This is a genomic window from Bacillus infantis (assembly GCF_008180445.1).
Taxonomy (GTDB): Bacteria; Bacillota; Bacilli; order Bacillales; family Cytobacillaceae; genus Bacillus_AB; species Bacillus_AB infantis_B.
In genome coordinates this window covers 187,616-200,705 of sequence record NZ_VTER01000002.1, presented here as the reverse complement: position 1 = coordinate 200,705, position 13,090 = coordinate 187,616, and the positions used below count along the sequence as shown (strand labels likewise).

The 13,090-nt window shown below is 44.0% G+C and carries 7 protein-coding genes and 1 riboswitch; of the genes, 1 reads left to right on the top strand and 6 read right to left on the bottom strand.

The genetic code is table 11. The annotated features are described in order from the left end of the window. Positions 1–20: 20 nt before the first annotated feature. Positions 21–103, top strand: a riboswitch (cyclic di-GMP riboswitch). Positions 104–154: 51 nt separating this feature from the next. Next, complete coding sequence (locus FZD51_RS03385) at positions 155–3,463, top strand: EAL domain-containing protein (RefSeq protein ID WP_187445613.1); 3,309 nt, start codon at positions 155–157, stop codon at positions 3,461–3,463. A gap of 162 nt (positions 3,464–3,625) precedes the next feature. Here FZD51_RS03385 and FZD51_RS03380 read toward each other — a convergent pair whose 3' ends face one another. The 6 genes from FZD51_RS03380 to FZD51_RS03350 all read right to left on the bottom strand — a co-directional run bounded on the left by FZD51_RS03380 (position 3,626) and on the right by FZD51_RS03350 (position 13,084). After that, entirely contained in the window at positions 3,626–5,905 is a 2,280-nt protein-coding gene (locus tag FZD51_RS03380; protein WP_148973481.1) for a S8 family peptidase, read from the bottom strand. After that, entirely contained in the window at positions 5,905–7,011 is a 1,107-nt protein-coding gene (locus tag FZD51_RS03375) for an AAA family ATPase (RefSeq protein ID WP_148973480.1), read from the bottom strand. Before FZD51_RS03375 ends, FZD51_RS03380 begins: the two co-directional genes overlap by 1 nt. 421 nt (positions 7,012–7,432) lie before the next feature. Beyond that, positions 7,433–7,594, bottom strand: coding sequence for a helix-turn-helix domain-containing protein (locus tag FZD51_RS03370; protein WP_148973479.1), 162 nt, complete (start codon positions 7,592–7,594; stop codon positions 7,433–7,435). A 439-nt stretch (positions 7,595–8,033) separates the two neighbouring features. Continuing rightward, complete coding sequence (locus FZD51_RS03360; RefSeq protein ID WP_148973478.1) at positions 8,034–9,023, bottom strand: class I SAM-dependent methyltransferase; 990 nt, start codon at positions 9,021–9,023, stop codon at positions 8,034–8,036. Continuing rightward, complete coding sequence (locus tag FZD51_RS03355; RefSeq protein ID WP_148973477.1) at positions 9,020–10,339, bottom strand: FAD-dependent oxidoreductase; 1,320 nt, start codon at positions 10,337–10,339, stop codon at positions 9,020–9,022. Before FZD51_RS03355 ends, FZD51_RS03360 begins: the two co-directional genes overlap by 4 nt. 1,071 nt (positions 10,340–11,410) lie before the next feature. Continuing rightward, a complete protein-coding gene (locus FZD51_RS03350; protein WP_148973476.1) occupies positions 11,411–13,084 on the bottom strand; it encodes an acyl-CoA dehydrogenase family protein in 1,674 nt (557 codons plus the stop codon). Positions 13,085–13,090 lie beyond the last annotated feature (6 nt).

Here is a 13,090-nt window from a genome sequence, read left to right as displayed (position 1 = left end):
TCCACATTAGGGATATGTTACTATATAAGTGGCAAATTTTATGAAAGTAAAAGACGCAAAGCTGCGGGCCTAAGGCTATTGCTATGGCAGCCGGGCTGCTTGCTATTTTTTTAGCATGACACCTTGCCAGATTACTAGAAAGGTGAAGACATCAGTGAAAAAAATAGAAGATCACAAATTGAGAACAACTATTCAAGAACCAGGTGTCCCCCTGGTTGAAAATATACATATCTATGAAAGCTTATTCCTGAACACATCAGACCTGGCTTACATACTGGATAAAGAAGGACAAATCCTTAAAGTAAATGAGGCGGCCGTTAAGGCCACAGGATTTAGTGCAGAAGAAATTCAAAAGAGGGGATTTTTTCCCTTTGTCTGCAAGGAAGACCTCCCCAAGGCAGAGACAAGCTTCCAGGCAGTATTGCAGGGCTCTACCCAAACACATATTTTCCGGATCAACCGCAGAGACGGCGGGCTGATCCTGTTAAACAGTGTCGCCATCCCGATTATACAGGAAAACCAAACCATCGGGATCATTGGGATATCAAAGGATATTACAGCCGAGGAAAGCTTAAAGCAAAAGCTCAGCATAAGTGAACAGATGTACAGATCTCTTTTTGACAACCATCCGGATGCCGTATATTCACTGGATTTAAACGGAGATGTGACTGCCTTTAACGAATCCCTCGTCCGTTTGTTCCATTATGATCCCGACATGCATGGAATATCTTTCAGGCAATTTGTTGCCCCTGAATCTATGGTCCTTGTGCTGCGCATGTTTAAACTGGCCGCTAAAGGAAAACCGCAAAACTATAATATGACAGGCATCAGCAGATCCGGGAAAAAATTTGAAGTGAATATCACAAATATTCCTATCATTACAGATAATCAGATAACCGGCGTATTCGGGATTGCCAAGGACATCACAGAACTGGCTGATAAGGAGCGCAAGCTGCAAAAGGCGGAGGAAAGGCTGAACCTTGCGCAAAAAACAGCTAACTTCGGGTATTGGGACTATTATTTTAAGGAAGACTTCGCCTACTGGTCTGAGCATATGTATGAAATGTTTGGCGTATCAAAAGAAGATTTTGTCCCTTCTTTTGACTATTATAAGACCTTTATCCATCCGGAAGACCTTTCTTCGTTCCTGAAAAAATATTACATATCCCTGGAGGAAAAGACCGCGGCAGATCTGGAATACCGGATCATCCGGAAGGACGGAGATGTACGCCGGCTGCACCATCAGTCCACCTTAATCCTGGATGGTGAAGGAAACCCTGAACGGGCGGTCGGCATTTCCCGCGATGTTACGGAACAGCGCGAAATAGAGTACAGGCTGGCCGAAAATACAGAGCAGTTCAAAAACTTTTATAACAATGCAGATGTGGGTGTTTGGTCACTCGACCCTGCTGCCAAAAAGGTTCTGATCTGTTCCGATGCGATCCTTGCTATCTATGGGTATACCAAAAAAGAACTGTACAGAGATCCGCGCATATGGAATAGATCCATTCATCCGGATGATGTGCGGAAAGTGATGAACAATCAGAATAAAATATCAGAGGGGAATATTGTAAGGCAGCAATACAGAATCATCACGAAGAGCGGCGATCTTAAATGGATCAGCGACCACCTCATCCCCATCTTTAATAAAAAAGGGAAACTTATACGCCTGGACGGCATCGTGGCGGACATTACAGCCCAAAAGCAGGCTGAGGCACAGATGGAATTCCTCGCCTACCATGATTATATGACAGGCCTGCCGAACAGGCGCCTGTTCGACCAGACCCTGAATGGCCTCTTCAAGGAGAAGGATCCTGAAAAGTTCGCCATCATGTACCTGGATCTTGACCGCTTCAAGCATATCAACGACACCCTGGGCCACCCGATCGGCGACCAGGTGCTGAAAGAGGTAGCGGAGCGGATAAAAGAATCGATGCCTGAAGACCATTTTGCCTCCCGGATGGGCGGGGATGAATTTGCCATTATTGCCCCAAACACTGACAGCATTGAGGATGCAAGCAGACTGGCAGCGGAAATTACGGGCACCATCCAGAAGCCATACGATATTGAAGGCTACGAATTATTCATTACGGCAAGCATCGGGATCAGCCTGTATCCCCATAATGGCAGCACGCCGGAGGAACTGGCGCGCAATGCAGATGCCGCCCTGTACCATGCCAAGCAGATGGGCAAAAGCAGCCATCAGGTCTACAACGCATCCATGAATATTGAATCGTTCAAAAAGTACTGCCTGGAAAGGGATATGCGGAATGCTTTGAAGGAAGATCAATTTTACGTGGAATTCCAGCCAAAGGTTCAGCCTAGGGACGGCAGGCTTGCAGGAGCAGAAGCCCTGCTGCGCTGGAACCACCCTGACTGGGGCATCGTCTCCCCGATGGAGTTCATCCCTGTTGCAGAAGAGTCAGGGCTGATCGTCGAAATCGGAGACTGGGTGATCGAAAATGTGATAGCAAAGATGGAGGAATGGCAGAAAGGCGGCCTCTCCCTTGTGCCCATCTCCATCAATGTGTCAGGACAGCGCTTTTATAAAAATAATCTGGCCGAAATGATCGGGGACCTTTGCCAAAAGCATGGCATTTCCCCCAAACTGCTTGAGCTGGAGCTGACTGAATCCAGCCTGATCCATTACTCAGACCAGGTTCTCCAGGAGCTTGAAAAGCTTGGGCAGCTAAAAATAAAATTATCGCTCGATGACTTTGGAACAGGCTTCTCATCACTTACGCACCTTAGGAAATTCAAGTTCAATACATTAAAAATAGACAAATCTTTTACCAAAAATATCATCTCAAACCTGGAGGACGCCACCATCACCTCCAGCCTGATCGACATGGCCCATGGCCTGAATATGAAGGTAGTCGCTGAAGGCGTCGAGGAGTTTGAGCAGCTGGATTTTCTCAAAAAGAAGGGCTGTGATGAAATCCAGGGCTTCCTTTTTTCCCGGCCTGTTTCCGGCAGTGTGTTCAGGGACTTTCTAAAAGAAGGGTATATTCTGCCGGACGGCGGTAAAGGCTTGGACAAGCTGAAAAAACAGAGGAAATACTTCCGGATCGACCTTCCCCTCCCACTCAGTGCTGACCTGACCATCCTCAAGCTGAAAGATAAAAAGGTCGAGATGGGCAAAACAGAAGTGCTGATTGAAAATATCGGCCCCGGCGGTGCCAGATTATATACCAACATCAAACTGCCGATCAGGCAGGATATTCTCTTCCAGATCCAAACAAAGATTCTTGGAGAAGCACTCAGCCTTGATGGGCATATTGTCTGGAAAGAAGAAAAATCGGATCTTGTGACGCAATACGGGCTGGAGTTCAGCATAGATGACAAGCGCCGGGAAGAGCTTTCCCAGCTTCTGAACGACATACAGGGTGAAGCAGGGAAAACTGCCAGGCTCCCTGATACACGGCAGGTAGAGGCTGAGTGCCCTGTTGATTATTTTGGCTAGAGTGCCTTATTGCCAGCGGTACAGAAAAAGACGGAGCGAAAATTATCAAGACCAACTTTAAAAATCCTTTTAAAAATATAAAGCGGCACATATTATCCATGGACAATATGTGCCGCTTTATTGAGTGGAATATAAGCTTGTTCAATCAGACTAATAAAATGATTACCTAACAAGAACTTCGTTTCGTGCTTTAACAGAAATCGCATTTAGTTTGTTAAAATTATCCAATGTTCTTGTATACGCATCCCCCTGGTAATCTACATAATCTATTGTAGCTACAATTGCGTAGTTGAAGAAATCACCTGGGATGGCTACATTTCTATCCATTGCATGCAAAACAAGGTAAGGGGAATCGAGTTCTTCATATTTTAATGAAACATCTCTCTTTACTACTGAGTCCCATTTAAAATTAGCTTTTCTTTGCTCTTCATTCTCATATTTATTACCGGATTTTGAAGATGGGTATCTTCCAGGTTTCCAGCCAAGGTTCATTAGTTCTTCAATTTGCTCCTTATCTTTCAAATAATTCAATTTTTTTGTTTTCTTTTCTGGAGACTTAAATATATAGGTATTAATATTGGGATAGAAAATATCCTCTATGCAATTGGTAGTATAATCCTCGGTGTGAATCCCATTTGGCTTTGTGGCAATAACAATAGTCCACCTTATATTAACCTTTCCATCATAGTCAAGGCCTTTTACAATTGGAATTTCTAGTTTAGAGTATTGCTTTGGAAGCATTTTTTGTTTGTAGAGGACAGTTATCTTATTTTTTTCGCACCCTATTATTTCTTCGACAGTCTCGGGAATAACTCCATACCCAAGATACTTATCATACTTTTTGTTTGGGTGATTTGCGCTATTAATAATTAAAGCTCTGGCAACTAATGGGCTAGCTACACTACATCTTCCTACAATTTCAGCTGCCTTTGCAGCAACAAGGGGAGCAGCGAAACTTGTCCCTCTTTCAAAAAACTTATTAATACCGTCATAACCCACCAGATGGAAAAGGTTATCATCACAGCCACCAAATGCTACAACATCGGGTTTTACTTTGCATCCTTCTCTTCCAATACCAATTGAACTATATGGTGCTCGTATTATTTTCGAAGCTGGGTCATAAGTGAACGAACCGACAGATAAATTATTAATAGTATCGGCGGGTGCTTGGATTCGACGTTCTTCGTCCAAAGGATGGTCACCATCATTTCCTACAGCAACTACAAATAATCGCTCTCCATTTTCAGATAGTTTGTCGATCGCATATGTAAATCTTGATATATTGTCATCTTCAATGGCCCCTTCCGGGCCAATCGATAAATTAAATACTTTTATATCGTCTCTTTTGGGAACAAATGCCTCAATTGCATCTATAACTTCATATAAATCTGGGTCAGTAGGATCCGTTAATGGAAATACCCGAAAACTTTCTACTTTTACAGCCGGAGTTGGCAAAGCTGGCGTACTAATGTTTCTCAAGTCTCCATATAATAGTGCTCCAGCAACTGCATTACCATGTTTCATAAATTCTGTGTCTTCGTAACTTGCAGTAGCATCGTGTGCAATTACAAAATCTTTAAAATATGGATTTCTATCGTCTACACCTCCATCAAACATCCCTACAGTAATGGCCGAGTTATAACCACCTTGAGGATACTTAGGCATAGGAATATTCGTTAGCCCTCGGGTGGGTATGGGCATCGTCTTAGCTCTTAATGGATGTGCAGTTCGTATAGGGTTAAAATTCAAAACGTTATTAAGTATACCCCTGTTAACGTATAAGCTTGCAAAAAGTGGGCCAGGGTAGTAACTTCTCCATTTTATTTTCTCAGGATTCCCACCATTCTTTGCATACAGAGTTTCAAACTTATAAATTACCTCGTCCTCTAAATCTTCAAATGGATGTAATACTAGCTCGATTCTTCCTGAATCCCACTTATCCCCAAAAATACTAAATAAATTTGTATTATTAGGGAAAAAGAATTCCTCAGTAAGCCTTATATCTTCAATAAATCCTTTTGGTAAAATACTTTCCTTTTGCTGTAGCTGACTTTCAAAGTAACTTAAAGATTCGTCGGACATTCTAAGAAAAATCTCTTTCCCAATTAATTCTTTAACTTGATTTTTTTTATCAACAGTCTTTTTAGTCCATTTTTTCGACCCGACTTCGATAGCTCCCGCATGTCGAATTAGTGAACTTGGATGATAGGATTTCGCTGTGAATCCGGTAGCCATTTTGAGATTTAAAATTACCTCTTTTACTCGGTATTGATTATCAATTGATTCTATATTTCCTTTAATTTCACCAATGTTAGCAAGGAGCTTGCTTCTCGCCTCTTCATATGTTGGTATATTTTTTTTGTTTACTGGAGGACCTTGTCTAGGGTTGTCAGGATTAATATAATTTTCGCCATTACCTAGTATTGGTAAAAATTCATCCATTACTTTTTACTCTCCTTTTCTTGTTTCAAATAATATTGAACTGCAGAAGGAGACTTACCTATCCAATCAGCGATCTCCCGAATAGACATCTTAAGTTCATCTTTTGCAATTTTAGATAATTTTTTATAAGAGGTTATTTCTCTTTTGTCTGAAAATGAAATCAACTCTTGAATCAATGTTTTAGATATAGATTCATTAAAAATAATCGACTTCCTTTTTGAACGTTCAACGAGTTTACAAATATCTGCATATGATAACCCCTCTGTTAAATTCGCTATTACTGGCAACAAATCCTTTAAGCGGTTGTCCTTTTCATTTGATAATTGCAGTGTAATTATTTTTTTCCTTTCAATTTCTTCTGGCAGCTTCAACTCAATAGCCCTATCAAATCTTCTCCATATTGCTAAGTCAAGTAATTCTGGATGATTTGTTGCTGCTATAAGTATGGAATTTGTAGGCCAATCCTCTAACTCCTTCAATAAAACATTAACAATTCGTTTTAATTCGCCTAAGTCGGAAACATCATCCCTCTTTTTGGCGATAGCATCAAATTCATCAAGAAATAACAGGGATGGTTCTTGTCTGGCATAATCAAAAACACTCTTTATGTTTTCGCCAGTCTTTCCTAAATAACTAGATATCGAGGTCGCTAAATCTAAAGTTACAAATTTCAAACCGAAAACACCTGATAAATAATTTGCTAAATGTGTTTTTCCAACACCAGGAGGGCCATATAATAAAATTGAAGAGGAAGGGTTTAAGCCGGCTGCAATTAGTTTTATTGCGCTCTCCCTTTCCAAGATAAATTCATTAATAATACTTTCAACTTCGTTAGATAGTATAGGTTTAATTATCTCAACAGGTTCTTCTACTTTGGCCAAAGATTTTCTTGATTCATTATTAAGGGGAGCATCTTCTATTCCAACAGCTCTTAAAGTATTAGCTCCAATTCCATGATAGGATAGAGCTGTGGCAATTTCTTCTGCTATTTCAGGGTTTGTATCTTTTAATTTTCTAATAATTTTGGTACAAACTGTTCTAAGGGTTCTATAATCATTATCTAGGCTTGCCCGTATTAGTTTTGGTAATAATGTCTCAATACTCATTGTATTAATCTCCTTAAATGATTAATTAGATAATACACTTATCTTGTATATGAATAATAATCCAAATCATACTTATTTTCAATAAGTGTATTAACACAAAATAAAAAACATAAAATTAATACACCTAAAAGAGTGGTAAACCACAAGCTATTTTGGCATAAAAAATGCCCTTCCAGGCTTGTGTAGGGCTTTATATCCGAAGAGTCGATAAGTTAATGTCAATTTTTACTTTGGGATATATCAGCTAAATTTAAAATATCTTTAATAATCTTTTTAAGTTAATTATTCCATCTACGCTTCTATACATAAGAATCATTTTAAGGACCTCATAGTGTATACTCTTTTCATCTATAGTATTTAGAATAGCGATTCCATCAATTTTAAACAATTCGTCAGGAGATATTTCCAATCCATCCGCTAACTATTTAAATGTTAGTAATGATATATTCCTTTCACCTCGTTCTAATTCTCCAATATATGTATATTGTAAACCACATTTTTCAGCCAAATCTTCTTGAATTAATCCTTTACCTTTTCGTACTATTCGAATTCTGTTACCAACTAATTTTAATAAATCAGCCATTACTTTTCACCAATATAAGGGCTTCGAAGCCATCCAACAAACTCGGCTAGATGCAACATCTGGATTTCGCTATAATCTTTATTAATTTCATCTAAATACAAAAAGAAATTTTCAAATGCATAACAATACGTTTTTTTTGAATATTTATACTTTTTCCAGTTGAATCTAAAACCTTTAAATACTTTATTACAGGAATAATTGGTAATCCGTTGTTATCTAATTGCACTTCTTGAAACTGCGTTAACATTCCTCCACAGATAACATAGCTTACAGTATTATATATCTTCATTAATTATATAAGTACTTAAACATTTTAAACTCTTTTTTAAAAGTCTATATAATAATTTTAATATGTATGAAAAAAGAGGACCCCCTGTCTCATACTAGACAAAGTATCCTCTAATAATTATAGTCTGTTTAACCTCCGCCCCGTCTTTTTCTATGCCCGTCCCAGCTCAACGAAATACCATCCGCCTTCTGTGATGATCGGCTTGAAGGTTTTTATTTCCATTCCGAGCTTTCCGGCTATTTTCATCATATCTTCTTCCGTCGGGGTGGCATACAGATTTTCAAATGCCGAGAAAAAGCTGTTGAAGACGCTTGAAAATTCCTCGCCCTTCTTTGAATGAAGAATCGGGGTGATGACAGTGATCGTCCCCTTATCCGACAGCCAGCCGCTCATCCGCTCAAACAAGCCTTCCCGTTCCTCAGGCTCAATATAATGAAGGAGATTATTGATCATGATCAAATCTGCCTTTTTCTCCGGTTCATAATCCTGCATATCCGCATGGACGATGCTGATATTCGGATTGTCAGCACAATTGCCGGCAGCAGATTCTGCAACATCTTCATTGATCTCGATGCCGGTCATGGTAATGTCCGGATGCTTCTGGCTGATCCGTTTAAGATACCCTCCTTCGCCGCATCCTACATCCAGAATCGACCCTATTTCATTATTCTTGATCACCTTGGACATCTTCGGCAGTGCGAGCTGCTCCAAGAGAGAGGAAGTCCGCGCCACGGTCGGTCCATGCTCGTCATTGTCAAATGTGTTCCGCTCATTTTTCCGCAGCATATCAGGATACGTCAGCAGTGTCGGAATATGCAGCTCCATCATTTCCTTCAGGATCACGCCGGTTGAGCGCGGATTCTTAGGCGATGAGGGGAGGCTGAATTTTGAGGCGGTTTTGATTTTTCCATCGCGCTTCTTTTTCAGATGCTTGACCGCCAGGCCGACTTCGACCCATCTGGTAAGGAGCTCCTCCTGATAATCATGGGCCGCCGCAACCTCGCGGACCGTCTTCGGATCCTTGAACTGGGAGAACAAATCCAGCTCAAACCCCACATAAGCATGCCAGCTGTACAGGAAAGGCTGGTTTTTCTTCATCCAGTTCCTTGCTTTTAATAGTCTTATATATTCTGAGATCATAGCACGCCTCCTGCCAATTTCGTTTTCCAAGGATAGTCATCCTTTTCTTTGTAAAAATAACTTTCCTTTTCTGCAGGCGAGAGCTTCTTCTCGCGGGCAGGCAGCATCCCGATCTGAATGGCGCGGTCCAGCAGGCTTTCCTGCCAGAATCCGAGTCCTGAAATATTCAGCATCTGTTTGAACTGCAGCTTCTTGTCCCTTTCAATCTGCTTCAGCCCCTTCTGCCTGATCCCCGTCACAAGCTGATAAGGATAAGAATAGGCAAGTGCTGATAAATGGCTGAACTTAATCATTTTTTCCGCCCGATGCTTGCGGACCTTTTCATAGCAGCTCAGCCATTTCGGGCTGAGATTCCCCGTCTCATACATCGTCACGAACAGCTCGCCGAGCACATCCGCATCCTGGATTGCCATATTCATGCCTTCTCCCGCCATTGGATGGACCGTATGAGCCGCATCGCCAAGAATGACATGGTTGCCGTCCACATACTTGTCTGCATAAAAGGCCGTCGGAATCATCAGCTGGATATCCTTCCAGCTCTTCAGCTTCGTCACATAGCCATCAAGCTCAGGATACAGCTCGATATATTTCTGATGAAAATGCTCGATACCCTTCTCCTGAAACTCCTTATACGTCCCCTCCGGTATGAGGTACACCGAACGGACCTTATTATCCGGAAGCGGGAACAATCCGAGGAACTTATCCTTCGCCGTAATGATCTGCCCCTCTGTCAAACTGTCCGGCCGCGGGAAGGTCACCGTCAGGAAATGATGATTATAATCAATCTTCTTCGTCTCGCTCTCAATCTTCTTTCTCGTCAGCGAGTTGCGTCCCTCCGCCCCGACATAGAAATCCGCCTTCAGCGAAAACTGCTCCTTCCGCTTCCGCACCTCCACAATCAGCCGGTCTTCGCAATACCCTTTGCCAAGCCCGCCTTTTATATATTCGAAATTAGAATAGCTCATCGCATGCTTCAGGAGAATGCCCTTCAGCGTCTCATGCTCAATCATCAGCGCATAATCAAAGTCCCCGGGAAGCACCTGGTAATCCATCGCCAGCTCTTCTTCCTCTTCATCAATCTCGGAAAAATTGATCCTCGAAAACTTATGGCCGTTATACTCAATCTCGCTCAGGATTTCCAGCTGCTCAAAAATCTGCAGACTCTTCGGCTGCAGCAGCTCTCCCTTATACACCGGCGACGGACCATCAAGCTTTTCAATCACCGTCACATGCACATCCGCCTGCGCCAGCTTCAGCCCAAGCGTCAGCCCGCCGATTCCGCCGCCCAATATCGCCACCTCTGTCTTCAGAACCATCCAGTCCACCACCTTTTTCTCATCTTATAGCCTGGAATGGGGATTTTGAAACCAGGGGGTGTGCTGGGGTTTTTGGAGTGGTGCCTGGTACCGGAGCTGCGGGGATGCAGAAACGGCGCTGTTTTGTGCGGGGTGGTGCCTGGCACCGGGATGCGGTGGAGCAGCCTAGCGGCGGAGTTGCTAATAAAACCCGAAAGTTGCTAATATACTGGCAAACTTGCTAATAAAATGAAAAAGTTGCTAATATCCGCTCTGCATCAGCTCCCTTCCAGCCAGCCGCACGCTCAACCGAGCACCCCCGCCGCCCCAAGTCGCAAATATAATCGAAAACTCGCAAATAAACCCAACAAAGTCGCAAATATATCCCAAAAACTCGCAAATAAATTCCGAAACTCGCAAATATCCTCCCAAACTCGCAAATAACCGCCATCCGAACCCCCAGCCAACCACCCCCACAACACAAAAAAGCGCCAAATCCCCAGATTCAGCGCCCCACTCCACTCCACTCAAACCTCCACTTCCGCCGCTTCCCCCACATGCATCAGCACATCAAAATGCTTCACCGGCAGCATTTCTTCATCCAAAATGGTGGTGCCAGGCACCTTGGCAGCCTGAAAGCAGAATTGGCTCTGTTTTGCGGGGCGGGGTGCCTGGCACGGGGGGCCGTGAAGCGGCCTGACGGCGGAGTTGCTAATAAAGCCTGAAAGTTGCTAATATAATTGAAAAGTTGCTAATAAACGGGAAAAGTTGCTAATATATTTCGAAAGTTGCTAATAAGTGGAAGAAGTTGCTAATATATCGGAAAAGTTGCTAATATCCGTCCTGCAGCAGCTCCCTTCCAGCCAGCCGCCCTCTCAACCGTGTCACCCCTCCGCCCCAAGTCGCAAATATAATCAAAAACCCGCAAATAAACCCAGCAAAGTCGCAAATATATCCCAAAAATCGCAAATAAATTCCGAAACTCGCAAATATCCTCCCAAACTCGCAAATAACCGCCCGCCGAACCCCCAGCCAACCACCCCCACAACACAAAAAAAGCGCCAAATCCCCAGATTCAGCGCCCCACTCCACTCAAACCTCCACTTCCGCCGCTTCCCCCACATGCATCAGCACATCAAAATGCTTCACCGGCAGCATTTCTTCATCCAAAACCTCAGTCAGCCCCCAAGTATCATCCAAAAACACCCGCGCTACAATCTCTTTCCGCTCACCGCCGACAGCTGCATCCTTCAAAGCGATCACACTTTCATAGATTTTCCCCATCAGCACAGCTGCCCGCTTGCAGTGGTACGTCTGCATATCGCGATTTCCGCGTCCAACAGCCGCAAACAGCTCCTTCAACCTCAAAACCCCCGTATAAACCGGCGCCGCAAACTCCTGCAGCCGCTCATCCAGCCCTTCAAGCTCCGCCTCCATTTTCCCAACAAACAGCTCATCTGCCCGGAACTTCTCTATCAATCTTAAAACCTCAAGCCCAAGAATATTTGCCGTTCCTTCCCAGACCGTCAGCACCTGCGCATCCCGCAATAGCCGTGGTGTGACAAAGTCTTCAATATAGCCGTTCCCGCCATGCATCTCAATCGATTCATGCGCAAAATGAATGGCCTGCTCAGCAGTTTCTTTTTTCAGCACTGCAATCAGAAGTCGGTTCATCGCTTCCTCTTCGCGCGAAGCCTTTCCAGCCGCCACCCTGTCATACAGCGCAATCAGACTGAACACGGCGCTCGTCTCAACCTCCTGTTTACAGGCAAGCTTGGCAAGTGTCTCTTTTACCATCGGAAAATCAGCAAGTTTGCTGCCAAAGGCATTCCGCATAAAGGCATATTGTTTCGCCTCCAAAAAAGCCCGCTGCATGATGCCGATGCTCGCGACACTATTGCAGATCCGCGACAGATTAAGCGCCTCCATCATATAGTGGATCCCTTTATCCGCATCGCCTACCAGATGGGCCTCCGCCCCGTGGAACACCACTTCTCCTGACGGCACAGCGCGGACGCCAAGCTTATCCTTCAGCCGCCTGATCTCAAGTCCGTTCAGCTCGCCGGTCTCCTTCCGCCATGGGACAAGGAACAAGCTCAACCCCTTCGATCCCGAAGGCGCCCCCTCTCTCCTGGCCAAAACCATCGCCACACCGCAGGCACCCGCATTGGAGGCAAAATATTTTTCCCCATAAATCCGGTACTGCCCGTCCTCCAGCACAGCTTTCACCTCATTGGCGCCCACATCCGAACCGCCCTGCCTCTCAGTCAGGAAGGTCGCCCCTTCAAACAGCTCGGTCTCGCCCGTGCTGATCACATGAGGCAAATACTTCTCCCTCAGCTCTTCATCCGCATAATGGTCGATCAGATAAGCGGTCGCCATCGTCAAAGTGACCGGACAGTAAAAGCCAGGCTCTGTCTGTGACAGCAGATACCCCTGCGCATACGAATACACATAATTCCCTTTGCGGCCAAGCTCCGGTATTTCCTTGTGCACATAGCCGACAATGCCGGCATTATAAGTCTGCTCCACCGTTTTCCTGTATCCCTCATTCAGCCACACATAGGAAATGTCATTGCCCATTTTGTCAAACTTGATCAGCCGCGGCTGGCCTTCCCGGTCGGTATGGACCGCACGCTCGTCGACCTCGCCTGCGCATAACCCTCCAAAAGCTTCAAGTTCCTTTTCAGCCCATGCAAAAAATTCCTCATCCATATACTGCTTCAGCACAAATGCCAGATTCGGATCACTTTGGTAAAAGTTCATTCCTGC

Coding starts and splice junctions, on each gene's coding strand:
- FZD51_RS03380 (WP_148973481.1), bottom strand. CDS start 5,905: ATGGATGAATTTTTACCAATACTAGGTAATGGCGAAAATTATATTAAT.
- FZD51_RS03375 (WP_148973480.1), bottom strand. CDS start 7,011: ATGAGTATTGAGACATTATTACCAAAACTAATACGGGCAAGCCTAGAT.
- FZD51_RS03370 (WP_148973479.1), bottom strand. CDS start 7,594: ATGGCTGATTTATTAAAATTAGTTGGTAACAGAATTCGAATAGTACGA.
- FZD51_RS03360 (WP_148973478.1), bottom strand. CDS start 9,023: ATGATCTCAGAATATATAAGACTATTAAAAGCAAGGAACTGGATGAAG.
- FZD51_RS03355 (WP_148973477.1), bottom strand. CDS start 10,339: ATGGTTCTGAAGACAGAGGTGGCGATATTGGGCGGCGGAATCGGCGGG.
- FZD51_RS03350 (WP_148973476.1), bottom strand. CDS start 13,084: ATGAACTTTTACCAAAGTGATCCGAATCTGGCATTTGTGCTGAAGCAG.